Genomic DNA, 23,616 nt, shown 5'->3' with positions numbered 1-23,616 from the left:
GCTGGTGCCTTACGGACAATTGATCGCCACAGCCGGCATTTTCATGGTCGCGGTGCACGGGTTTCTGGGCTATTGCAGGGCCAGTCTTCCCTCCAGCCTCCCTCACTTCATGTCAGGTCTGCTCGCCGATCCGTGGTTCTATGCCGCCGCCATTCCGGCGGTCATCCTTGTCGGCCTGTCGAAAGGCGGCTTCGGCGGCGCCGTCGGCTTTGTCGGCGTGCCGCTGATGGCACTGGCCATGCCACCGGTGCAGGCGGCCGCCATCCTGCTGCCGATCCTGTGCCTGATGGACATCGTTTCAGTGTGGACATGGTGGGGCGTCTATGACCGCAAGATGCTGGTCGACATGATGCCGGGCGCAGTGATCGGCATCGGGCTGGGCTGGCTGACGGCAGCGCTCGTCACCGAAGAGATGGTGCGGCTGATCGTTGGTGCCGTCGCGCTCATCTTCGTGCTGCGCTGGCTCTATCTGCAGTTCCGCCATGGTTCCGACCATGCGGCGGCGCCCAACCGCATCGCCGCCGCCTTCTGGGGCACCGTCGCCGGTTTCACCAGCTTCGTCGCCCATGTCGGCGGCCCGCCCTTCCAGGTCTATGCGCTGCCGATCCGCCTCGACCCGAAGGTGCTGTCGGGGACATCGGCCATTTTCTTTGCGGCCACGAACGCGCTGAAGCTGATCCCTTATTTCGCGCTCGGCCAGTTCGACACCGCCAATCTGACGGCGTCCGCCGTGCTGATGCCGCTGGCACCGCTGGCCACCATAGCCGGCGCCTGGCTGGTACGGCGCATGCGGCCGGAGATCTTTTATCCCTTCACCTACGCGACCGTGGCCGTGGTCGCGGTCAAGCTGCTGTGGGACGGGATCGCCGGCCTGCTCTAAAGCAGCGCGAGGCGGCCGTACGGTCGCCTACATATTCGTGGTGTTAGACAGCGCTCGGCACGAGACGGCGACTGCCGCCAAAGGCCAGTGCGGCGCCGGCGATGACGACCAAAATCATGCCGGTGAGAATGCCGATGTCGTGCTCGGTCGGTTTGAGCACCATGTCCGCGACCACGACCAGCATCACTGCATAGTCGAAGCGTGCCACGCTCATCATGCGCTGGCCCATGGCAAGGACAGCAGGTGACATGCCCTCCTTAGCGACCACCGCTCCCATGCGCTCGCCGATTGGTTTGAAGACGAACATGCCGATCGAAAAGGTCGTGGCATAGCCGACGAGACCGATGACAATCCACAAATCTGCGAATCCCACCCAGAAGCTGCACATGATCAGGCCGAAGATCAGCGTCAGCATCGACATCGGTGCGAAAAACCTGCCGCCCAGTTGTCCGCTGGCACGGATCGCCTGCAGCTTTTCCTCGATGTTGCCGGCGCGCTCGGCAAGCATGCCGAGCAGGAACAGCACGAACCCACCTCCGACCCACAAAATGGCTGTGGCGACGTGGAGGAATTTGACGATCGAATACCAGTCCATAGGTTGCTCCTGGGCAGTTCCGGTGGGTTGCGGCGGCACGGATTTGTGCGCGACGGTGTGAGGAGCGGGCGTTTAGCGCAACGCGTGTTTCGGAACGATGTCGCGTCGGCGCGCCAGTCTGTTACCGCGGTTTGATCATTCATTTTGGTCGCAAGCCGCGGCGACGGGCGGCTGTCATGGCAAAAGAGGACAGGTTCTGCGGCATGATCCTGAAACGTCCCGAGATTAAGCCGCTCGCGACCGACGTTCCATTCTGGCCGCGCGCGATCGGACCAAGTCTGCGGCAATCAACGAGGGCATCCCAATGACCATGAGCAGATGCCGACCCACGCACACACCATGGTGGCGGGCTGGCTGATGTCGGCGGTGTTCGCTTTCTTCTATCATTTGTTCCCGGCCATCGGGCAAAAGACGATTGCCGTCATCCATTTCTGGCTGACGGCAGTCAGCGGCATCGCTGATGATCGGGCTCTATTTTGAACTCGCGGGCCATCCGGAGATCGAGCCGGTACTGGCCTCTTCCTCGATCGGTTTTTATGCGGGAATGCTGTTGTTCGCCTTCATTTCCTTGCCGGCGACCTGGAAGAAGGCTGGAGCAAGCTGACGATCAGGTTCGGAGGGCCGTTGTGCTGATACGGCACAGAACGGCAGCGGTCGATCAAGAAATATCCGCTCCGTTAAGGGTTCATTAAGCTTTACAGGTGTTTACTATGTCCATCCAGTTATCTGGATTCTTACCGAGTGGTTGGAGCCACTTCGTTTGACGCCTCCCTGTTAAACTCCTGAGAGCCGCCTTATCCGCGGCTCTTTTTTTGTCCGCATTTTGGGCTGCCTCGCGCCCATCCGCCGGCGTTAACCGTTTGTTAAACATGTGCTTGCCTTCAACGGCGGCGAAGCGCATTTTCAAGCTTCAGTCATCTAGGGTGCCGGCGTGACGGCGAAGAAGCCGAATCAGCCGACGGGGTAGTGCAGGGGCGTATCGATGAACGAGCCTTCGAAGGGCATCGCGAAAACCATCAAATTGGCGGAACGCCGGGTTTTCTCCCAATCCTTCAAACCGCTTTACCAGGAAGGCATGGGCCTGGTTGAGCAAGCAGCCGAATATCTCGACGGCAAGGGCCGGGCCGAGGCCAAAAAGTTGTCCAGGCTGGCGGCGACGCTCTATGCGGCCGAATCGATGCGGCTGACCACCAGGCTGATGCAGGTTGCCTCCTGGCTGCTTTTGCAGCGGGCGGCAAACTCCGGCGAGATGACCCGCGACCAGGTTGCTTCGGAAAAATCCAAGGTTCGCCTCGACACCGCGTCGGCGCATGACGAGGCGGTCGGCTGGAACGAACTGCCGAAGGATTTTCTCGATCTCGTCACACGCTCGCTGCGCCTCCAGGCTCTGGTGCGCCGCATGGACGAGGAGATCTATGGCGGCGCGTTTACCGAGACGCCGTCCGCCGTCCGCCGCGTCAATCCGGTTTCCGACCAGATCACGCTGCTCAACACGGCTTTCGCCCGGGGTTAAAACGCCTCCCGTTTCCGGTTTGTTCACATTTCGCTGGCATCGCTGTCCGCCGGAGGTAAGCTTGGCGGATGGGGGAAGCGATTCGCATCATCGGTATCGACCCGGGGCTGAGGCGCACCGGCTGGGGCATCGTCGAAAGCCTCGGCAATTCGCTGCGCTTCGTCGGCTCCGGCACCGTGCGCTCCGACGACAAGGCGGCGCTTGCGACACGGCTTTGTCAGTTGCATGACGGGCTGGCCGAGATCCTGCACGCTGCCATGCCGCAGGAGGCGGCCGTCGAGCAAACCTTCGTCAACAAGGATGCAGTGGCGACGCTTAAGCTCGGTCAGGCGCGCGGCATCGCCATGCTGGTGCCGGCGCGCGCTGGCCTTGTCGTCGCCGAATATGCCCCCAATGCCGTCAAAAAGGCGGTGATCGGCGTTGGCCATGGCGACAAGAAGCAGATCCACATGATGGTGAAGGTGCTGTTGCCGAAAGCCACTTTCGACACCGAACATGCCGCCGACGCACTGGCCATCGCCATCTGCCACGCGCATCACCGGCAAAGCGTCGCCTACAGGATGGCGGCGTTGGCATCATGAAAGGCTATTGAGCATGATAGGCAAGCTCAAGGGCACACTCGACGAGATCGACGAGGATTTCTGCCTCGTCGACGTGCATGGCGTCGGCTATGTCGCTTATTGCTCGGCGCGCACTCTGGCCTCGCTGCCTTCGCCGGGCGAAGCGGTGGTGCTGTTCATCGAGACCTATGTGCGCGAGGACATGATCCGGCTTTACGGCTTTCAGTCGGTGCTGGAGCGCGAATGGTTCCGGCTCTTGATGACCAATGTGCAGGGCGTCGGCGCCAAGGTGGCGCTGGCGATCCTGTCGACATTGGCGCCGGCCGACCTCGCCAACGCGATCGCACTGCGCGACATCGCCATGGTCAGCCGCGCGCCCGGCGTTGGCAAGAAGGTGGCCGAGCGCATCGTCACCGAATTGAAGAACAAGGCGCCGGCCTATGCCGGAACCGCCTCCGGCACGATCGGCCTGAAGCAGGAACTCGGCGAGGGTGTCGCGCCGGCGCCGATCACCGACGCCGTCTCGGCGCTGGTCAATCTCGGCTATTCCCGCGACACCGCCGCCAATGCAGTGGCGGCGGCGCTGAAGACGGCGGGCGAGGATGCGGATGCCTCGAAGCTCATCCGCTTCGGGCTGAAGGAACTGGCACGGTGAGCGGTTGCTTGCCCCCTCCTTTACCCTGTGCGAGGAAGGCGGCATGAGCCTTTCCCCTCGCCTCATTGCCCCGGAAAAGCGCGGAGAGGATGCCGAGCAGACTTTGCGGCCGCAGACGCTTGTCGATTTCGTCGGCCAGGCGGCGGTACGGGCCAATCTCAAAGTCTTCATCGAGGCCGCCAAGGGCCGCAGCGAGGCGCTCGACCATGTGCTGTTCGTCGGCCCGCCGGGGCTTGGCAAGACGACGCTGGCGCAGATCATGGCGCGCGAGCTCGGCGTCAATTTCCGTTCGACCTCGGGCCCGGTGATCGCTAAGGCCGGTGACCTCGCGGCGCTGCTCACCAATCTCGAAGACCGCGATGTGCTGTTCATCGACGAGATCCACCGGCTGAACCCGGCCGTTGAGGAAATTCTCTATCCGGCGATGGAGGATTTCCAGCTCGACCTGATCATTGGCGAGGGGCCGGCGGCGCGCTCGGTCAAGATCGATCTCGCCCGCTTCACCCTGGTCGCCGCCACGACGCGGCTTGGGCTTTTGACCAATCCGCTGCGAGACCGTTTCGGCATTCCGGTCCGGCTCAATTTCTATTCCGTCGAGGAACTGGAGCAGATCGTGCGCCGCGGCGCCCGCATACTGCAAATGCCGCTCGGCGACGACGGTGCGCTGGAGATCGCGCGCCGCGCCCGCGGCACGCCGCGCATCGCCGGCCGGCTGCTGCGCCGGGTGCGCGATTTTGCCTCCGTTGCCGGTGACGGCCATGTCGACAGGCAAATTGCCGATGAAGCCCTCACCCGCCTTGAGGTCGACGCGCTCGGCCTCGACGCGCTCGACCGCCGCTATCTCTCGATGATCGCCCGCAATTTCGGCGGCGGGCCGGTCGGTATCGAGACCATCGCCGCCGGCCTGTCCGAGCCGCGCGATGCTATCGAGGACATTATCGAGCCCTATCTGATCCAGCAGGGTTTCATCCAGCGCACGCCGCGTGGCCGCGTGCTGACCGCCAATGCCTGGCGCCATCTCGGCCTCGACGCGCCGAAGGACCTGGCGCAGCAGCAGATCAACCTGTTCCAGGAAGAGTAACGGAGATTTGTCCTCCGGAACGGATTGTCTGCGCAGAATCTCCTCAAGCCTGCCAGCGTGAAGGCGCATTCCTGGATTTTATCGTGCGTCTTAATGTCGGCGCGGAACCGCTCCGATCAGGGTCGGAGCCAGGAAAGTGATCACCAGACGCGGGTTCCTGAAATTCGTCGGCGGTTCGTTCCTCTCGCTGGCTTCGCTCAGTGCCTATGCGGTTGGCATCGAGCCGATGCTGTTGACGCATGTGAAGCGCTATCAGCTGACGCCGCCGCATTGGCCTGCGGGTTTGAAGCTGCGCGTCGCGGTGCTTTCCGACATCCACGCCTGCCGCCCCTGGATGACGCCGGAGCGGATCGCGTCGCTTGCCGCCGAGGCGAATGCGCTCAAGCCGGATGTGATCCTCATGCTTGGCGATTATCCGGCCGGCACGCGCATGGTGACGGGCTGGGTGGATGCGTCGGAATGGGCGCCGGCACTTTCCGGCCTCAAGGCGCCGCTCGGCGTCTGGTCGATCCTCGGCAACCATGATTGGTGGGAAGATCGTACCGCCCAAAGGGCCGGCGCCGGACCGACGATTTCGCGCAAGGCGCTGGAGGCCGTCGGCATTCCGGTGCTGGAAAACGATGTCGTGCGCCTGGAAAAGGACGGGCACGGCTTCTGGCTCGCCGGTCTTGCCGATCAGTTGGCATTGCTCCCCGGCCAGGCCTGGGGCCGGAGCCGTGGCAAGGGTCTGGACGATCTCGACGGCACGCTGGCCAAGGTCAGCGACCAGGCGCCCATCATCTTGCTCGCCCACGAGCCGGACATTTTCCCGAAAGTGCCGTGGCGGGTTTCGCTTACGCTGTCGGGCCACACACATGGCGGACAGGTCCGGCTGTTCGGCTATTCGCCGGTGGTGCCGTCCCGCTTCGGCAACCGTTTCGCCTATGGCCATGTCGTCGAGAATGACCGCAACCTGATTGTCTCAGGCGGGCTCGGCTTCAGCATCGCACCGGTACGGTTCGGTATGCGCCCGGAAATCCTGCAGATAGACCTCGGCTAGCTGCTAATGGAGCGACCGGATCGCATCCATCACAGCAGGTTCGGCCTTTTCGCCGTTGAAAGCGTCGACGATGCCGAAGGCGCCACCAAAACTCCACACCGACCATGAGAAGCCATGCGCCTCGGCGCGCGCGATCATGTCCTTGACGTAAGCCGCGCGGTATTGCGGCGGCATGACATAGGGGTTGCCATACTCCTGGCGGATCATGCCGAACTCGCCCAGCGTGATGTTTTCCGGCTTGATGCTGTTGGCCTTGGCCCAGGCCTCGACTTTTTCGAACGGCGCATCCATGACGCCGAGCAGCTTCTCGTCTGTGTCCATGCTGGCCACCTGCTCATCGAGATAGGGGAGCAAGCCGTTCCGTCTGGTCCACGGCGCCTCGGCCCTGATCTTGGCGCGGATAGCATCCAGCGTCGCATCGAGCTCGGCGCGCGGCACCGCGGTCAGCGGGTAGGGCAGGCCGGTGACATAGGGAATGAAATCGCCGGCCCAGGTCGCGCCCTGATGGGTGAGCAGGAAAGGGTCGTAGGAGTGGAAGGTCCAGATGATGTTGTCGTCAGGGATCGTCTTCGGGTCTATCCTGACCAGCGAGGCCGCATTGGAATAGCAGGCGCCGGTGAGGATCAGCGTCAGCCTGGTGGCGGAAGCGCGCGCGGCCGCGAACAATTTCTGCTGGCGCTCCGGCCAGAGGCTGGTGCCATCGCTGTCGCAGTCGACGATCGGCTCGTTCATCGGCTCAAAGGCGACCTGCGTCGGGTCCTCAGTGGCAAGCGAGCGCGCCATCTTGCGGATGACCTCGACATAGGCGTCGAAGATGGCGGGATCGTCCATCACCTGGCCCATGCCGATCTCGCGGCCGCCGCCGGCGGGGATGAGGTGCATGTCGACGATCACTTTCAGGCCGACGCGGTTGATCATGCGGGCCGAGTCCCGCACGCTGGCATAAAGGTCGTCGCGCAGTGCCAGCGTCTGGTCCGACATAAACGGCGAGGGGTCGACCGGCATGCGCAGGAAGTCGAAGCCGGCGGCCTTCAGCGCCTTGAGGTCTTCCTCGTTGAGGAACTTGCGCCATTCCGGATAGGGCAGGATGGCTTGTCGGTCGTTCCACTTGTCTTCCCCGACCCAGGTCGTCCACTGGTCGAGGTTGAGGCCGCGCTTCATCGAAAAGCTCGCGGCGTGGCCGGGCAGCGCAGACGCAGCCAGCACCAGCAGCGCCGCCATCAAGGTCTTGATCATCGCCGTCAACAGTGCCATCCGGTTTGCTGCGCTGTGATTTTGGCAGGACAGGTGCCCCGCTTGGGGCAAAAAGGAAAGCGCGATGGACGATCATGGTGAATCGGCGGCACTCACTGCCGGGCTTTCCGGCGCGCTGACGGAATTCGGTCATCGGCTGATGGCGCGGGTCTATTATGCCGACACCGATTTCTCCGGCGTCGTCTATCATGCGCGCTATCTCGAATTCTTCGAGCGCGGCCGCTCGGACTATCTAAGGCTCGCCGGCGTCCATCACACCGAACTTCACCAAGGCAAGCATGGCGAACGCATCGTCTGGGTGGTGCGGCGCATGGAGATCGATTTTCGTTCGCCCGCCCGCATGGACGATATCCTGACCATCGACACTCGCACCGAAGACATTTCCGGTGCCCGCATCGTCATGGCACAGCAATTGAAGCGCCGCGCCGAGGTGTTAGTCGAGGCGAAGGTCCAGGCGGCGATCATCGGTGAGAACGGCCGGCCGAAACGCTTTCCCAAGGAATGGATCGCGGCCTTCATACCGAGAGCAAGCTGATATCCGGGCATTCCGGCCTGCAATGAGCGGGCTGATCGGCAGCGTGTTCCATCGCTATGAACAGCCTGCCGACGTGCCGGGGCGCGGCAATGCGCCGCGCCACATTTCCTAACCCATCCTTAACCATAACGGTTCATGAAGAGATTGGTGAAGATTGGGAGAATCCGCGCGCCTTCCTTTCACCAATATTTGCCCTGAAAAGGCCGCTAACGGTGCATTTTGGGGTAATCCGCAAGCCTAGCGCGAACGGACCACAAGGGATGCCCATGGGCCAGCCGCCAGCGATGCCCGGAAAATCTTAAGGACTTGAACGATGGAAAATATCGCACTCGCCGACCCGGCAGCGCATTTGTCGATTTGGGCGCTGTTCATGCAGGCCGGCTGGGTGGTCAAGCTGGTGATGATCGGGCTGCTCTGCGCTTCGATCTGGACCTGGGCGATCATCGTCGACAAGCTGGTCAGCTATGCCCGCATGCGGCTGTCGCTCAACCGCTTCGAACAGGTGTTCTGGTCGGGACAGTCGCTGGAGGAGCTTTACCGCACGCTCGCGGACCGCAAGACCACTGGCATGGGCGCGATTTTTGTTGCCGCCATGCGCGAATGGAAGAAGAGCTTCGAGAAGGGCGCCAAATCGCCGCTCGGCCTGCAGACCCGTATCGACAAGGCGATGGATTTGGCGCTGACGCGCGAGATGGAGCGGCTGGAGGGACGGCTTGGCTTCCTCGCCACCACCGGTTCGGCGGCACCCTTCATCGGCCTGTTCGGCACCGTCATCGGCATCATGACGTCTTTCCAAGCCATTGCCGCTTCCAAGAACACCAGTCTTTCGGTGGTGGCGCCCGGCATCGCCGAGGCGCTGCTGGCAACGGCCATCGGCCTGCTCGCCGCCATCCCGGCTGTCATCGCCTACAACAAGCTGTCATCGGACGCGAACAAGATCGCGGTGCGCATGGAAGGGTTCTCGGACGAGTTCTCCGCCATACTCTCGCGCCAAATCGATGAAAAAGTCGCACCGAAGGCCTGAGGAGCAGCAAGATGGGTATGTCCGTAGGCATCTCGGGACGCGGCGGGCGCGGCCACAGGCGGCGCGGCCGTCATCACGCGCTGATATCGGAGATCAACGTCACGCCGATGGTCGACGTGATGCTGGTGCTGCTGATCATCTTCATGGTCGCGGCACCCTTGCTGACGGTCGGCGTGCCGATCGACCTGCCGGACACGCAGGCCAAGGCGATGAATGCCGACACGCAGCCGATCACCGTCTCGATCAATGCCGCCGGCCAGATCTATCTGCAGGAAACCGAAATCCCGATCGAGGAACTGGTGGCCAAGCTGCAGGCGATTTCCAAGACCGGCTATGAGGAACGCATCTTCATCCGCGGCGACAAGTCGACCGACTATGGCACCGCCATGAAGGTGATGGCCCGCATTTCGGCCGCTGGTTACAAGAACATCGGCCTGGTTTCACTGCAGGAACAGGAACAGTAGCACCAAGATGCGGACCGGCCTCACCACATCGGTGATCTTGCACACGGTAGCGTTGGCCTTCGGGCTGTTCACGCTGTCGTCGCCGCCTGCCATGCCCGCGTCCGATGCTGAATCGGTCTCGGTGGCTATCGTGCCGATCGAGGCCGTCGCGCAGACGCTGCAGGGCGACAAGAAAGCGGTGATGCGCGAAAAGCCGGCGCCCACCCCGACCAAGCGCCCCGATATCGTGCCAGAGGCACAGAAGATTGGTGAGAACAGCGTCGATACCGACAAGCCGGTGATGGACGAGGCCAAGCCGAAGCCGGTGGAACTGGCGTCGGCCCCGCCGCCGGCTCCGACACCGAAAGAGAAGCCTAAGACCGAGGACGCGCCGAAGCCGAAGGAAGAGCCGAAGCCGACTCCAGCGACGGAAGTGGCGCCGGTGCCGCAGCCGAAGGAAGAGGTCAAGCCCGAGCCGGTCAAGCAGACGGAACCGAAGCCCACGCCGGCCAAGGAGCCGGCGCCAGCGCCACAACCGGACACGACCGCCGCCATCGAGCCGAAGCCTGAGGTCAAGCCCGACGCGGTAGCCGAGGCCATATCGGAACAGCAGCCTCCGGAGGAGGCGCAGCTGCCGAATTCCGCACCCGCGCCCGAAGCGCGGCCGAAGCCGCAGCCGGCGCAGGCTGAAAGCGCCAAAGCGCCGGATCGCAAGGATGCCGACAAGCCGGTCAAGGAAGCCTCGTCCAAGCCGAAGTCCGAGGACAAGCAGTTCAACGCTGACGAGATTTCAGCTCTCCTCGACAAGCAGAAGCCATCCGGCGGCGGCGCCAAGCGCTCGACCCAGCAGGCGTCGCTCGGCGCCGACAAGACCCAGGGCCAGAAGCTGTCGCAAAGCGAAATGGGCGCTTTGTCGGATCAGCTCGGCGGTTGCTGGACCCTTCCCGTGGGGCTCGAGGGTTCGGAAAACTTCGTCGCCGTGGTCCTGTTCAACCTCGACGCCTCCGGCAAGCTCGATGGCCGGCCGACCGTCGAGAAATCGAGCGGAAACCAGCAATTCGACGAGAGTGCGGTGCGTGCCGTCCAGAAATGCAACATGGCCGGCCTGCAGGTTCCTGCCGGCAAGCAGGATATCTGGGCCCAGGTTCGGGTCACTTTCGATCCCAGAGAGATGCTTGGGCTTTAAGTCTGGCGTCCACAAAATCAGTTAAGAGAAGCGAGACGACATGAAATCTATCCTCAAGCCGCTCCTGACGATTGCAGCCATGGCGCTGGGCATGACTGCCGTTGCCACCTTGCCGGCGCGAGCACTCGTCGAGATCAACGTCAACAAGGGCAATGTCGAGCCATTGCCGATCGCAATCACCGATTTTCAAGGTGAGATTGGCGCCCAGATCTCCGATATCGTCAGCGCCGATCTGAAACGCTCCGGTCTGTTCGCACCGATAGACAAGAGCGCCTTCATCGAGAAGATCGCCAATCCGGATGCGCAGCCGCGCTTCGACGACTGGAAGGTGATCAACGCGCAGGCGCTGGTAACCGGCAGCGTCGGCAAGGAGGCGGACGGCCGCATCCGCGCCCAGTACCGGTTGTGGGACACTTTTGCCGGCCAGCAGATGTCCGGCGAGCAGTTCTTCGCCAACGACGCCAACACCAGGCGCGTCGCCCACATAATCGCCGACGCGATCTATGAGAGGCTGACCGGAGAGAAAGGCTATTTCGATACCCGCGTCGTCTTCATCGACGAATCCGGCGCCAAGAATGCGCGCAAGAAGCGGCTCGCCATCATGGACCAGGACGGCGCCAACGTCCGCTATCTCTCGGACGGCAAATCGATCGTGCTGACACCGCGTTTCTCGCCGAATCGGCAGGAAATCACTTACATGTCGTACGAAAGCGGTCAGCCGCGGGTCTATCTGCTGCAGATCGAGACCGGGCAGCGCGAACTGGTCGGCAACTTTCCCGGCATGACCTTTGCGCCGCGCTTTTCGCCTGATGGCCAGAAGGTGATCATGAGCCTGCTGCGCGATGACGGCAATTCCAACATCTTCGCCATGGACCTGCGCAGCCGCTCGACGACGCGGCTGACCAACTCGACCGCCATCGATACCTCGCCGTCTTATTCACCGGACGGCAGCAAGGTGGTGTTCACGTCCGACCGCGGCGGCCGCGCGCAGATCTATGTGATGGGCGCCGACGGTTCGGGCCAGACCCGCATCTCCTTCGGCGACGGCGTCTATTCGACGCCGGTGTGGTCGCCGCGCGGCGACCTCGTCGCCTTCACCAAGCAGACGGGCGGCGAATTCCAGATCGGCGTCATGAAGACCGACGGCTCTGGCGAGCGCATCCTGTCGTCCGGCTTCCAGCAGGAAGGGCCGACCTGGGCGCCCAACGGCCGCGTGCTGATGTTCTTCCGTGACTCTGCCGGTGGTCCAAAACTGGTTTCCGTCGATCTCACCGGCCGCAACGAACAGTCGATCCCGACGGCGAACTTCGCTTCCGATCCGGCCTGGTCGCCGCTGCTCGAATAAACCAAGTTTTGGCCCAGCCTTCGCTTGCCACGTTGCAACTTGGCAACAGTGCCCTAAAAGCCCCGTTTTGGGGCTTTTTTCACGCCGAAGTCGCCTTTTGGCCGCATTTCCGCCTACGGTCCGCGACCATTGTGGCATCAGGTTATTTCGGCTGCGGACGGGCGGCTGAAACCAAATTTTAACCGTGTTTCTTGAATGCCGGTTAACCCAAACGTGGTTACTGGGTGATCAACGAAATCACTCGAAATACGAAGGAGAGGCGGCATGGGCCGTATCGCAGCACTTACCAGAAACCCGGCGATGATTGCGCTGATCGCGATGCTCGCCATCACCGGTTGCGCCTCGAAGAAGACCCCGAACAGCGCCGCCGACCTCGGTCTCAATGGCGCGGGTGCCGCAACGCCCGGCTCGGCGCAGGACTTCACGGTCAACATTGGCGACCGCATCTTCTTCGATACGGATTCGTCCTCGATCCGCGCCGATGCACAGACGACGCTATCGCGCCAGGCGCAGTGGCTCAACCAGTACAAGCAGTATGCCATCGTCGTCGAAGGCCACGCCGATGAGCGCGGCACGCGCGAATACAATCTGGCGCTTGGCGCCCGCCGCGCCGCCGCCACCCGCGACTTCCTGGTCGCCAGGGGTGTTTCGGCAAGCCGCCTGAAGACGATTTCCTACGGCAAGGAACGTCCGGTCGCGGTTTGCGACGACATCTCCTGCTGGTCGCAGAATCGCCGCGCCGTCACCACGCTCTCCGGCGCCGGCTCCTGATAGGCAAGATGGCGACGCTCTAGTCGCATAATTGCAACACCTTCATGCGAAAGGCGGCCATTGGCCGCCTTTTTCAGTTCCAGTCCCGGAAACAAAATTGGGAAACAAAATTTGGCCGAAGTCTCGCCTCCTGCTAAGAGCCGAGGGCGTCTGGCTGGTTCCTGTGATTGGAAGGCGCGAACAGGCTCACGAATTACACGGCGAGAGGCACATGCATTTCAGATCGATTTTGAGCGGCACGCTTGCGCTGCTGCTCGTATCAGGCTTCGCCGCTGCGGCAAGCGGCACCGGACAACCCGCGGATAGCGGCTTTTCCTTCCATCTGCCGACGCTCGGCATTTTCGGCAAGAAGGAGAAGCCGGAGCAGCAACAGATCGCGCAGCAGCAGGACGGCACCACCGCCGCCAGCCTCGAGGAACAGCTGCGGCAGATGAACGGGAAGATCGAGGAACTCAATTTCCAGGTCCTGCAGATGCAGGAGCAGATGCGCAAGCAGCAGGAAGACAACGAGTTCCGCTTCCAGCAGTTGGAAGGCGGCTCCAGCGGGCAGCCGCCGGCGCAGAAGAAATCGGAGGCGGCGCCGCAGGATGGCGATACCGGCAATAGCGTCGCCGAGGCCCCGGCAAGCCAAGCGCCGGCCGATTCGGGTGCACAATCGGATGGCGGCCAGAGCGTCGGCGAAGTAATCGTCGAATCGCAGACCGGCGATCCCGGCAAGGTGATCACCGGCACTCCGCCAAAGACGTTCGGCACCATCACTGTCGACAAGAACGGCAACGTGGTCGATGCCGGCGGCAACACGCAGGCGACCGCGCCGGCGGAAGGTGCGGCTCCCGCCGCCGAAGCGCCGGCGACCGGTCCCAAGACCGGCAAATCCGACGGCACGGTGGTGGCGGCGCTGCCTGCCACGAACAACCCGGAGGAGATCTACCGCAACTCCTACCAGTTCATCCTGTCGGGCGATTACAGCACCGCCGAACAGGGTTTTCGCGACCATATCGCCCGCTTCCCCAAGGACGCCAAGGCGGCGGACGCGCATTACTGGCTGGGCGAGTCCCTGCTTGGCCAGCAGAAATACCACGACGCGGCCGAGGTTTTCCTCTCCGCCAGCAAGGACTATCCGAAGGCCAAGAAGGCGCCCGACATGCTTTTGAAACTCGGCGTGTCGCTGGTCGGCCTCAAGCAGAAGGATGTCGCCTGCGCCACCTTCGGCGAGATCGGCAAGCGTTATCCCGATATTTCGGCCGCGCTCAAGGAACGCGTAAAACAGGAAAGGGCGCTGGCGGCGTGCTAGTCTTCCCCTCGCATGTCGGTGTCCGGGGACCACTTTTGGGCGACATGCATTGATGCTCGATACCGAGCCTGATCTTTCGGATTTTTCAACGATCGACTTTTCCAACGGCGCTGTTGCGGCCGTGTCCGGTGGCAGCGACTCGACTGCCCTCCTTCTTCTCCTCAAAGCTCACCTCGACCGCAGCGCCCCGACAGCCAGGCTGCTGGCGGTGACGATCGACCACGGCCTGCGTCCGGAAGCGGCGGCGGAAGCACGCGCCGTTGCCAAGCTCTGTGCCGAGCGCGGTATCGCGCACCGCATACTTAGCTGGTCCGGCGACAAGCCGTCGACCGGCCTGCCCGCGGCGGCGCGCGAGGCACGCTACCGACTGCTGGCCGAGGCCGCGCAGGCGCAGGGCATCGGTGTGATCGCGACCGGCCACACCGCGGACGACCAGGCCGAGACCGTGCTGATGCGAGCCGCGCGGAATGATGGCCACGAGCTTGGTGAAACGGCAGGCCGCGGGCTCGCCGGCATGGCGCCGACCACCCTCTATGACTGGCGGATCTGGATCATGCGGCCGCTGCTCGGCGTACGGCGCGCGGCATTGCGGGCCTTCCTGCGGCGCGAAAATGTCGGCTGGACGGAGGACCCGACCAACACGGATGCGCATTTCGAACGGCCGCGCATTCGCGCCGTGCTCGGCGAAGACCGGGGCGGGCAGCGTTTTGCCGAGGCGATCGGCCTAGCCAGGCGTGCCGCTGCCGAGCGCGAGCAACTCGGCCGCCGCACCGCCGCGTTGATCGGTGAATTTGCCAGCCGGCCGGCAAAGGGTCTCATCCGTCTCGATCCCGGTTTTGTCAAAGCCGACGACAAGCGGGCAGCGGTCTATGGTCTGCGTGTCCTGCTGGCGGCGACGGGCGGTGTCGCCCTGTTGCCGGACCAGGCGCGTAGTGGAGCGCTGTTCGAGCAAATGCAGGCCGGGCCGCTTTGCGCCACATTGTCGCGGACGGTCGTCGATACCAGGCGCACCGGCATCTTCCTGTACCGTGAATCGCGCGACCTGCCTGCTGCCGCACCGTTGGCGGTCGGACTCTGGGATGGTCGCAGGCGGGTCACCGAAGCAGAGGCGATCACATTGGGCGACAGTTCTGGTGCATTGTTGATCGCGCCGCTCGGCGCAGCTGCCGCGGCCAAACGGAGTGCCGGGAATGGCGCGCCAGCAAGCCTTGTCCGCGCCGCTTTGGCTGCGGAACCAGCGCTGTGGCACGGTGGCGAATGCCTTGGCTTTGCAGGGGATGTAACGACGGCGCCGGCAATCGCCCTCAGCCCGGCCGTCGCGCCTTTTGCACGCTTCCTGCCCAGCTTCGATCTGGCGCTGGCCGGGGCCGTCGCCGAACTGACCGGCGCGCCGCCGGTCCCGACCTTGCCTTCCAGCCGCCACAGTGCCGGTTGATGGTGGCGCGAAAGCTTAACCCAGACGTGCTGTTATGCTTGGCAAGGGGAGGCGCTCTCCCTATGTTAGGCCCAAGCTTCCTCTCATACGCGTGCCCCACAGGGTACCCACGGGACAATTGATGAATCCGAATTATCGCAACCTCGCGCTCTGGGCGATCATAGCGGTCCTGCTTATCGCTCTCTTCAATCTGTTCCAGACGCCGCAGACGCGCGGAGCCTCGCAAGACGTTCCCTACTCGCAATTCCTGCAAGAGGTTGCGGCCGGCCGGGTCAAGACGGTGACCATCGCCGGCGACCGCATCATGGGCACCTACACTGACAACGCGAATGGCTTTCAGACCTATTCGCCCGGCGATCCGCAGCTGGTCTCGCGGCTTCAGGACAAGAACGTCGTCATCAATGCGCGTCCTGAATCGGACGGTTCCACCTCGCTGTTCAGCTATCTCATCTCCTACCTGCCGATGATCCTGATCCTCGGTGTGTGGATATTCTTCATGCGCCAGATGCAGTCCGGCTCCGGGCGCGCCATGGGCTTCGGCAAGTCGAAGGCCAAGCTTCTGACCGAGGCGCATGGCCGTGTCACCTTCCAGGATGTCGCCGGCGTCGACGAGGCAAAGGAAGATCTGGAAGAGATCGTCGAGTTCCTGCGCGATCCGCAGAAGTTCCAGCGCCTTGGCGGCAAGATTCCGCGCGGCGTGCTGCTCGTCGGTCCTCCCGGCACCGGCAAGACGCTGCTCGCCCGTTCGGTTGCCGGTGAAGCCAATGTGCCCTTCTTCACCATTTCGGGTTCGGACTTCGTCGAGATGTTCGTCGGCGTGGGCGCGTCCCGTGTCCGCGATATGTTCGACCAGGCCAAGAAGAACGCGCCCTGCATCATCTTCATCGACGAAATCGACGCCGTCGGCCGCCATCGCGGCGCCGGCCTTGGCGGCGGCAATGACGAGCGCGAGCAGACGCTGAACCAGCTGCTGGTCGAGATGGACGGTTTCGAGTCCAACGAGAGCATCATCCTGATCGCCGCCACCAACAGGCCTGACGTGCTCGATCCGGCGCTGTTGCGTCCGGGCCGCTTCGACCGCCAGGTGGTGGTGCCGAACCCCGACATCGTCGGCCGCGAGAAGATCCTCAAGGTGCATGTGCGCAACGTGCCGCTGGCGCCCAATGTCGACCTCAAGGTGGTCGCGCGTGGCACGCCGGGCTTTTCCGGCGCCGATCTGATGAACCTGGTCAACGAATCCGCTCTGATGGCGGCGCGCCGCAACAAGCGCCTCGTCACCATGGCCGAATTCGAGGACGCCAAGGACAAGATCATGATGGGCGCCGAGCGCCGCTCGTCGGCCATGACCCAGGCCGAGAAGGAGCTCACCGCTTACCACGAGGCCGGCCACGCCATCTTGGCGCTCAACGTTCCGTCCGCCGATCCGCTGCACAAGGCGACCATCATCCCGCGCGGCCGTGCGCTCGGCATGGTCATGCAGCTGCCGGAAGGCGACCGCTATTCGATGAGCTACAAGTACATGGTCTCGCGGCTTGCCATTATGATGGGTGGCCGCGTCGCCGAGGAGTTCAAGTTCGGCAAGGAGAACATCACTTCGGGCGCTTCCTCCGACATCGAGCAGGCGACCAAGCTGGCGCGCGCCATGGTTACGCGCTGGGGCTTCTCGGACAAGCTCGGCCATGTCGCCTATGGCGACAACCAGGAAGAGGTTTTCCTCGGCCATTCGGTAGCGCGCACGCAGAATATCTCGGAAGAGACCGCGCAGATCATCGACGCCGAAGTGCGCCGGCTGATCGACGAGGCCTATGTCTCGGCCAAGTCCATCCTGACCAAGAAGAAGAAGGAATGGATTGCTCTGGCACAGGGCCTGCTCGAATACGAGACGCTTTCGGGCGAGGAGATCAAGCAGTTGATCGCCGGGCAGAAGCCCGCGCGCGACCTCGGCGACGACACACCGCCAAGCCGTGGTTCAGCGGTGCCGAAGTCCGGCCGCCGCAAGAAGGGCCCAGAGCCCGAAGGCGGCATGGAGCCTCAGCCGTCGAGCTGAGCTGAAATCACTCGATTCAAGAAAACGCCGCGGCTTCAATCCGCGGCGTTTTGCTATTCAGGGTTGATCAAAGAACGTGTGGTGCGATTGCACTGGCTCTGCCGGGGCGCACACCGTCAGACCGGCCAGCATGTTGCTTGCCCCATCTGGCCAGCGGGATCAGGGCATTGTCCAGCTCGATGCCGAATTCGGTGATCGAGTATTCGACCCGGGGCGGCACTTCGGGGAAGACTTCGCGGTGAACGATGCCGTCAGCCTCCATCTCGCGCAGCTGTTGGATCAGCATCTTTTCGCTGATGTCAGGCACCAGCCGCTTCAACTCACCGAATCGGGCCGGCGCCTTGTGAATCTGCCAGAGCAGTAACGCCTTCCATTTGCCGCTGATGACCTCCAGCGCCGGCCCCAATCCGCAACTATCTGGCTGTTTCTTTCCCATGTTTCATCCAATTCTGAGCAATCGGTGGGTAGCTTACATTTCTGTCGGTACTTGAGAAAAACCAAGCCGGTCCATAGCTTCAAACCAGCTCGCCGGCATCGGCGAACACCACAACATCATATCGGTACCTCGCTTCGGCCTGCAAAGGCCGTCGGCGGCCGGATTTTGTCAAAAAAGGATGGATCATGACACGATACGCAAACAAGAAGGCCGTTGTCATCGGCGGGACGCACGGCATGGGGCTCGCCGTCGCCGAAGCTCTGATCGAAGGCGGCGCCGAGGTCCTGGTCACCGGCCGCGACCAGCGCAACATCGAGGCCGCCCGCAGAGAGCTGTTTTCGCGAGCTCATGTCGTGCGGTCCGATATCAGTGACATGGCCGATATCGTCACGCTCGGTGCCGAAGTGGGGCAGAAGCTGGGCCAGATCGACTTCCTTCACATCAATGCCGGGGTGGCCAATCTCGAACCCGTGGAGCGGGTCACCGAGGACAGCTACGACCGCGCCTTCAACATCAATACCAAGGGCGCCTTTTTCACCGTGCAGCGCCTGCTGCCGCTCATCAGGGGTGGCGGCGCCATCGTCTTCACCTCGTCGATCGCTGACGAATCCGGCACTGGCGGCATGAGCGTCTATTCCGGTTCGAAGGCGGCACTTCGCGCCTTCGCCAAGGTGCTCGCCGCGGAGCTCCTGCCGCGCCTGATCCGGGTGAATGTCGTCAGTCCCGGTTTCATCGATACGCCGACCATGGGAGTGGCCGGCGCATCCGCGGAAGAACGGGCAGCCTTCATGAGCATAGGCGATGCGGTCACCCCCATGAAGCGTCATGGCACGGTCGAGGAGGTGGCGCGTGCAGTACTGTTCCTGGCGTTCGACGCGACCTTCACCACGGGCGCGCGGCTGACCGTCGACGGTGGCCTCGGCCAGGACCTGAGCCCGATGCCGGCGTAACCGCGCAACCAAACGAAGGAGCAGCAAAATGAGCGAAATAACTGTAATCGGCCTTGGCGCCATGGGTACGGCGCTTGCCGAAGCCTTTCTGAACCAGGGTTATTCGGTGACGGTGTGGAACCGTTCTCCGGCAAAGGCTGAGGCTTTGGCAGCCAAGGGTGCCATCGTGGCCATGAGTGTCGAGGAAGCCGTCAGGTCGAGTCCGCTGATCGTGACGTGCCTGCTTGTCTATGACACTGTTCGTGAGGCGCTCGGCCCCGTAGCGGCTGCTTTGTCGGGTCGCACAGTGGTCAACCTCACCAACGGCACGCCCGAGCAGGCGCGCGAGATGTCCGACTGGGCGGTAAGCCACGGCGCCGACTATATCGATGGCGGCATCATGGCGGTGCCGCCGATGATCGGCGGGCCGCACGCCTTGATCCTCTACAGCGGCTCGAGCCAGGCGTTCGACGCCTGTTCAGGGCAGCTCGGAGCGCTCGGCACCAGCAAATATCTCGGTGAGGATGCTGGCCTCGCGCCGCTCTACGATATCTCGCTTCTGACCGGCATGTACGGAATGTTCGCGGGCACTTTGCAAGCGTTGGCATTGACGGGCGCGGCCGGGATCCCTGCCGGCGCGTTCATGCCACTGCTGGCCTCCTGGCTCCAGGCGATGCAAGGCCTGCTGCCGAAATGGGCGGAACAGATCGACAGTGGCGATCACACCAGCGATGTCGTTTCTAATCTGGGCATGCAGGCTGATGCCTATGTCAATCTGATCGACGCCAGCAGGTCCGCTGATGTCAGCACGGAACTCGTCCTGCCGATGCAAAGCCTGATGAAGCGCGGGGTGGCTGCCGGCCAGGCCAATGCCGATCTTTCAAGTCTGGTCGCGCTCCTGCGGCTCTCGAAACAAGGCGCTTGAGGCTGGCAAGACCTCAACAAAAGCCCGCCAACCATGAGGTTGGCGGGCTTTTCGATCTTCAAACGCTGCTGGCCGATCAGCTCTTCAGCTTGGCATTGCAGAGGCTGTAATAGCCGCCGCCCTTCTGGATCCAGCGAAGGCCGTTCAACGTACCTGCGTCCTTGTTGCCGTGGTAACCCTGCAGGCAGGTCTTCATCCTCGCCTTCGCGGGCTTTTCGGTCTTGAACTCGGCGGCGAGGGTGGTCGGGAATGTCACGCCCGCCGGCGCTACAGCGGGGGCGACCGCCGCGCTGGTTTCCGTCTTCGGCTGCGGCTCGGTTTTGACCGTATCCGCGCTGGCACTCTCCGCAGCCGACGTCGCGCACTTCTCCGTGCGGAAAGCGGTCCAATCCATGCCGTTCAGAGTGCCGCCTTCCTTGGCTGTGCGATAGGCCTCGCCGCATTCCTTCATCGTCAGTGCGCTTGCAGGGGCGACGCACCAAGCAACCCATGCCGTCACAGCCAATGCCGCCAATTTCAATCTGGACATAAGACCCTCCTGGTTGATAGAAAGTTCAATGTCCTTTTGTATACTGTTTGTTCCGGATATGTTCAATTGGAATCTTTGCGTACCACCGATAAGTCTGGCGGTGGGCAGTGGGGGCGAATAGATGATGCCGACAGCTTCCGCGATATGTAGACGCGAACAAAGCCGGGCGTCTTCGAGCGCAACAAAAAGGCCCGCGCATGCTGCGATGCGCGGGCCTTTGTCTGGAGAATATGGCTACGCGATCAGCTCTTCAGCTTGGCATTGCAGAGGCTGTAGAAGCCGCCGCCCTTCTGGATCCAGCGCAGGCCATTCAGCGTGTTGGCATCCTTGTTGGCGTAGTAGAGCTCGAGGCAGGTATGCATGCGGCCCTTGGCCGGCGTCTCGCTGGCGTATTTCTTCGAGATCGCGGTCGGGAACTTCACGCCCTTGGGAGCGGTGACCGAGGGCTTCTCGGGCTCGCTGGTATAAGTCGCCTCGCTCGGAGCCGGGACGGTGTCGTCGTCATCGGCGCCGGCGCCGCATTCGGCCTTGCGGAAGTCGTTCCACTTCTTGCCGCCCAGCGTGTTGGCAGACTTGGCCGCCTGATACTTGGCGCTGCAATCGGCCATGCTCAGGCCCTTGCCGCTGTTGTCGGCAGCTGCCTTGGTCGTGGCCTTGGCCGGTGCTGCCGCAGCGCTGACGCCGGCGGCGCATTCGGTCTTGCGGAAGTCGTTCCACTTCATGCCATTGAGCGTGCCAGCGGCCTTTGCCGCCTGGTATTTGGCGCTGCATTCCTTGGCCGTCAGGCCCTTGGCGCCATCGTCGGCTGCGGTTGCAGCCTTGGTCGTGGCCTTGGCGGGTTCTGCCGTGGCGCTGGCGCCGGCGGCGCATTCGGTCTTGCGGAAATCGTTCCACTTCACGCCGTTGAGCGTGCCGGCAGCCTTCGCAGCCTGGTATTTGGCGCTGCATTCCTTGGCCGTCAGGCCCGTGGCGCCGTCGTCGGCGGCAGCAGCGGCCTTGGTCGTGTCCGCCTTGGCCGCGGCCGCCTTCTTGGCCGGCTTGGCGGTCTCGGTGGTGGCGGCCGCGTCGGTGCCGCATTCGGCCTTACGGAACTGGTTCCAGGTCTGTCCGTTCAGCGTGCCGCCGTCTTTGGCGGTATTATACTTGGTACTGCACTCGGCCATGGTAAGCGCGTTGGCGGGCGCCGCCATGAACAAGGTTGCGACGGCAAGACCCGTCAAAGTTGCAAGTCGATGGATGAGCATGGCGTTTCTCCCGTTGCTGCGCCGATGGTGTCCCTTTGGTGAATCAATAGCTCTCAACGCTAGGCTGCGCCAGATGCTAGCTCAGGCCGATACCCTCGCAAAGCGCGTCCTCCCGACAAGGTGATGAAATCATTGCGATCTGTGGCCTCGAAAAGAAGCGTTGCCGGACAACCTGCGCCGAGCGGCTTAGTGTGACTGCTATATTGCGGCAAGACCGTGTCACCGTTTTAGGTTGTGGAAACACTTGAACAGATCGCTACAATGATTTTCTAAGGATTGGTAACATACGATCATACATTGTGATGATTTGTGGTGCCCAATTTTGTGGCATTACGGGCAGCTGAAAAACCGACGGGGATTCTGGCTAGCATGGCAGGGCACTATTTCGGCACCGACGGCATTCGCGGGCGCGCCAACAAATTTCCGATGACGGCTGAGATCGCGATGCGGGTCGGCATGGCCGCCGGCCTGTCGTTCCAGCGCGGCAGCCACCGCCACCGCGTCGTGCTCGGCAAGGACACGCGGCTGTCCGGCTACATGATCGAGAATGCGATGGTGGCCGGCCTTTGTGCCGCCGGCATGGATGTCTTCCTGCTCGGCCCGATTCCGACGCCGGCTGTGGCCATGCTGGTGCGCTCGCTGCGCGCCGATATCGGCGTCATGATCTCGGCCTCGCACAATCCCTACTTCGATAACGGCATCAAGCTGTTTGGGCCTGATGGCTACAAGCTCTCCGACGAGATCGAGGAGCGGATCGAGAGCATGCTCGACAAGGACATCGAGCTGGCGCTCGCCGATTCCGACGGGCTCGGGCGCGCCAAGCGCGTCGACGGCGTGCATGACCGCTACATCGAATTCGCCAAGCGCACGCTGCCGCGCTCGATGTCGCTGTCGGGTCTCAGGATCGTCGTCGACTGCGCCAATGGCGCCGCCTACAAGGTGGCGCCGGCCGCCCTTTGGGAATTGGGCGCCGAGGTCATTGCCATCAATGTCGAGCCGAACGGCTTCAACATCAACAAGGAATGCGGCTCGACCCATCCGGCCGGCCTGCAGAAGAAGGTGCATGAAGTGCGCGCCGACATCGGCATCGCGCTCGACGGCGATGCCGACCGCGTCGTCATCGTCGACGAAAACGGCACGATCGTCGACGGCGACCAGATCATGGCGCTGATTGCCGAGTCCTGGCACCAGAGCGGGCGGCTCGCCGGCGGCGGCGTCGTCTCGACGGTAATGTCCAATCTCGGCCTTGAACGCTTTCTCGGCGACATGAAGCTCCAGTTGCACCGCACCAAGGTCGGCGACCGCTATGTCGTCGAACATATGCGCGCGCATGGGTTGAATGTCGGCGGCGAGCAATCGGGCCACATCGTGCTGTCCGATTTCTCGACTACCGGCGACGGGCTCGTCTCGGCGCTGCAGGTTCTCGCCTGCATCAAGCGGCAGAACCGCCCGGTGAGTGAATTGTCGAAGAAGTTCGAGCCGGTGCCGCAGCTGTTGAAGAATGTCCGCATCGCCGGCGGCAAGCCGCTCGAGGAAGCCCCGGTCAAGGCGGCGATCGAAGATGCGCGCAACCGTCTCGGCAAGGCCGGGCGACTGGTCATCCGGCCTTCGGGCACCGAGCCGCTGATCCGCGTCATGGCCGAGGGCGACGACCCGCAACTGGTCGAAGCCGTGGTCAACGACATTGTCGACATCATCTCGGAAACGCGCAGCGCCGCCTGATCGCGCCGCCTCCAGCGGCAGGCGCGAACTGCCGGCTCGAAGACCTCAAGGCCCGCCTCCAGGCGGGCTTTTTGTTTCGGGCAGGGTGGCCCCAGCATGATGCCGGCAGAAACTGTTTGCTAAAATATCGAGAATTCGTGGTTAATCGACAGGGTTAAACGCGTTTTAACTTTT

Annotated in this window: 22 protein-coding genes and 2 pseudogenes; 19 read left to right on the top strand and 5 right to left on the bottom strand. The window is 62.9% G+C overall.

Annotated elements, in window-relative coordinates:
• Window positions 1–109 precede the first annotated feature (109 nt).
• On the top strand, window positions 110–880 hold the full coding sequence (locus AC1D1L_RS10400; protein ID WP_023668765.1) for a sulfite exporter TauE/SafE family protein: 771 nt from the start codon (window positions 110–112) through the stop codon (window positions 878–880).
• Window positions 881–923: 43 nt separating this feature from the next.
• Here AC1D1L_RS10400 and AC1D1L_RS10395 read toward each other — a convergent pair whose 3' ends face one another.
• Window positions 924–1,475 carry a DUF2269 family protein gene (locus AC1D1L_RS10395; RefSeq protein ID WP_477340991.1) on the bottom strand — a complete coding sequence of 184 codons (552 nt, stop codon included), beginning with the start codon at window positions 1,473–1,475 and terminating at the stop codon, window positions 924–926.
• 306 nt (window positions 1,476–1,781) lie between these two features.
• On the opposite strand from AC1D1L_RS10395, the pseudogene AC1D1L_RS10390 reads away from it, so the two are divergent.
• The 6 genes and pseudogenes from AC1D1L_RS10390 to AC1D1L_RS10365 form a co-directional block, all read left to right on the top strand.
• A pseudogene (locus AC1D1L_RS10390) lies at window positions 1,782–2,079 on the top strand (hypothetical protein); the annotation flags it as partial.
• A gap of 378 nt (window positions 2,080–2,457) precedes the next feature.
• A complete protein-coding gene (gene rcdA / locus AC1D1L_RS10385) occupies window positions 2,458–2,988 on the top strand; it encodes a protease adaptor protein RcdA (RefSeq protein ID WP_181062223.1) in 531 nt (176 codons plus the stop codon).
• A gap of 68 nt (window positions 2,989–3,056) precedes the next feature.
• On the top strand, window positions 3,057–3,569 hold the full coding sequence (gene ruvC / locus AC1D1L_RS10380; protein WP_112559670.1) for a crossover junction endodeoxyribonuclease RuvC: 513 nt from the start codon (window positions 3,057–3,059) through the stop codon (window positions 3,567–3,569).
• Between the two features lie 13 nt (window positions 3,570–3,582).
• Window positions 3,583–4,203 carry a Holliday junction branch migration protein RuvA gene (gene ruvA, locus AC1D1L_RS10375; RefSeq protein WP_203280180.1) on the top strand — a complete coding sequence of 207 codons (621 nt, stop codon included), beginning with the start codon at window positions 3,583–3,585 and terminating at the stop codon, window positions 4,201–4,203.
• Window positions 4,204–4,246: 43 nt separating this feature from the next.
• Entirely contained in the window at window positions 4,247–5,284 is a 1,038-nt protein-coding gene (gene ruvB / locus AC1D1L_RS10370) for a Holliday junction branch migration DNA helicase RuvB (RefSeq protein WP_477340989.1), read from the top strand.
• Window positions 5,285–5,420: 136 nt separating this feature from the next.
• A complete protein-coding gene (locus AC1D1L_RS10365) occupies window positions 5,421–6,323 on the top strand; it encodes a metallophosphoesterase (protein WP_477340987.1) in 903 nt (300 codons plus the stop codon).
• Between the two features lie 3 nt (window positions 6,324–6,326).
• On the opposite strand, the gene AC1D1L_RS10360 is transcribed toward AC1D1L_RS10365, so the two are convergent.
• Window positions 6,327–7,577: a glycoside hydrolase family 5 protein gene (locus AC1D1L_RS10360; RefSeq protein WP_477340985.1), complete on the bottom strand. Its 1,251-nt coding sequence runs from the start codon at window positions 7,575–7,577 to the stop codon at window positions 6,327–6,329.
• 64 nt (window positions 7,578–7,641) lie between these two features.
• On the opposite strand from AC1D1L_RS10360, the gene ybgC reads away from it, so the two are divergent.
• From ybgC to ftsH, 9 genes are all read left to right on the top strand, one after another.
• Window positions 7,642–8,112: a tol-pal system-associated acyl-CoA thioesterase gene (gene ybgC / locus AC1D1L_RS10355; protein ID WP_352590048.1), complete on the top strand. Its 471-nt coding sequence runs from the start codon at window positions 7,642–7,644 to the stop codon at window positions 8,110–8,112.
• Window positions 8,113–8,425: 313 nt separating this feature from the next.
• Window positions 8,426–9,136, top strand: coding sequence for a protein TolQ (gene tolQ / locus AC1D1L_RS10350; RefSeq protein ID WP_142869706.1), 711 nt, complete (start codon window positions 8,426–8,428; stop codon window positions 9,134–9,136).
• Window positions 9,137–9,147: 11 nt separating this feature from the next.
• Entirely contained in the window at window positions 9,148–9,600 is a 453-nt protein-coding gene (gene tolR, locus AC1D1L_RS10345; protein WP_181057782.1) for a protein TolR, read from the top strand.
• Window positions 9,601–9,607: 7 nt separating this feature from the next.
• Complete coding sequence (locus AC1D1L_RS10340; RefSeq protein ID WP_477340983.1) at window positions 9,608–10,765, top strand: energy transducer TonB family protein; 1,158 nt, start codon at window positions 9,608–9,610, stop codon at window positions 10,763–10,765.
• Between the two features lie 40 nt (window positions 10,766–10,805).
• Window positions 10,806–12,110 (top strand): Tol-Pal system beta propeller repeat protein TolB, encoded by a 1,305-nt coding sequence (gene tolB / locus AC1D1L_RS10335; protein ID WP_112559662.1) that lies wholly within the window; start codon window positions 10,806–10,808, stop codon window positions 12,108–12,110.
• Between the two features lie 264 nt (window positions 12,111–12,374).
• The gene (gene pal / locus AC1D1L_RS10330) at window positions 12,375–12,881 is read left to right on the top strand and encodes a peptidoglycan-associated lipoprotein Pal (RefSeq protein WP_112559660.1); all 507 of its coding nucleotides are present in this window, start codon (window positions 12,375–12,377) and stop codon (window positions 12,879–12,881) included.
• Window positions 12,882–13,092: 211 nt separating this feature from the next.
• Window positions 13,093–14,175 carry a tol-pal system protein YbgF gene (gene ybgF, locus AC1D1L_RS10325; protein ID WP_477340981.1) on the top strand — a complete coding sequence of 361 codons (1,083 nt, stop codon included), beginning with the start codon at window positions 13,093–13,095 and terminating at the stop codon, window positions 14,173–14,175.
• Window positions 14,176–14,227: 52 nt separating this feature from the next.
• Window positions 14,228–15,610, top strand: coding sequence for a tRNA lysidine(34) synthetase TilS (gene tilS / locus AC1D1L_RS10320; protein ID WP_477340980.1), 1,383 nt, complete (start codon window positions 14,228–14,230; stop codon window positions 15,608–15,610).
• 121 nt (window positions 15,611–15,731) lie between these two features.
• Window positions 15,732–17,657 (top strand): ATP-dependent zinc metalloprotease FtsH, encoded by a 1,926-nt coding sequence (ftsH, locus tag AC1D1L_RS10315; protein WP_112559657.1) that lies wholly within the window; start codon window positions 15,732–15,734, stop codon window positions 17,655–17,657.
• Window positions 17,658–17,724: 67 nt separating this feature from the next.
• Here the strand turns inward: ftsH and AC1D1L_RS10310 are convergent, their stop codons facing one another.
• Window positions 17,725–18,093, bottom strand: coding sequence for a winged helix-turn-helix transcriptional regulator (locus AC1D1L_RS10310; RefSeq protein ID WP_112559656.1), 369 nt, complete (start codon window positions 18,091–18,093; stop codon window positions 17,725–17,727).
• Window positions 18,094–18,278: 185 nt separating this feature from the next.
• On the opposite strand from AC1D1L_RS10310, the gene AC1D1L_RS10305 reads away from it, so the two are divergent.
• On the top strand, window positions 18,279–19,043 hold the full coding sequence (locus AC1D1L_RS10305) for an SDR family oxidoreductase (RefSeq protein ID WP_477340977.1): 765 nt from the start codon (window positions 18,279–18,281) through the stop codon (window positions 19,041–19,043).
• A gap of 19 nt (window positions 19,044–19,062) precedes the next feature.
• Window positions 19,063–19,947 (top strand): annotated as a pseudogene (locus tag AC1D1L_RS10300) (NAD(P)-dependent oxidoreductase); the annotation flags it as partial.
• Window positions 19,948–20,023: 76 nt separating this feature from the next.
• On the opposite strand, the gene AC1D1L_RS10295 reads toward AC1D1L_RS10300, so the two are convergent.
• On the bottom strand, window positions 20,024–20,542 hold the full coding sequence (locus AC1D1L_RS10295) for a hypothetical protein (RefSeq protein ID WP_477340975.1): 519 nt from the start codon (window positions 20,540–20,542) through the stop codon (window positions 20,024–20,026).
• Window positions 20,543–20,718: 176 nt separating this feature from the next.
• A complete protein-coding gene (locus AC1D1L_RS10290; protein WP_477341460.1) occupies window positions 20,719–21,375 on the bottom strand; it encodes a hypothetical protein in 657 nt (218 codons plus the stop codon).
• 714 nt (window positions 21,376–22,089) lie between these two features.
• On the opposite strand from AC1D1L_RS10290, the gene glmM reads away from it, so the two are divergent.
• Window positions 22,090–23,442 carry a phosphoglucosamine mutase gene (gene glmM / locus AC1D1L_RS10285; protein WP_477340973.1) on the top strand — a complete coding sequence of 451 codons (1,353 nt, stop codon included), beginning with the start codon at window positions 22,090–22,092 and terminating at the stop codon, window positions 23,440–23,442.
• The last annotated feature ends 174 nt before the right edge of the window (window positions 23,443–23,616 follow it).

This window comes from Mesorhizobium sp. P2_D6 (assembly GCF_056404315.1).
Note: the sequence above shows the minus strand (reverse complement) of the source record. Positions and strands in the feature narration are given on the sequence as shown.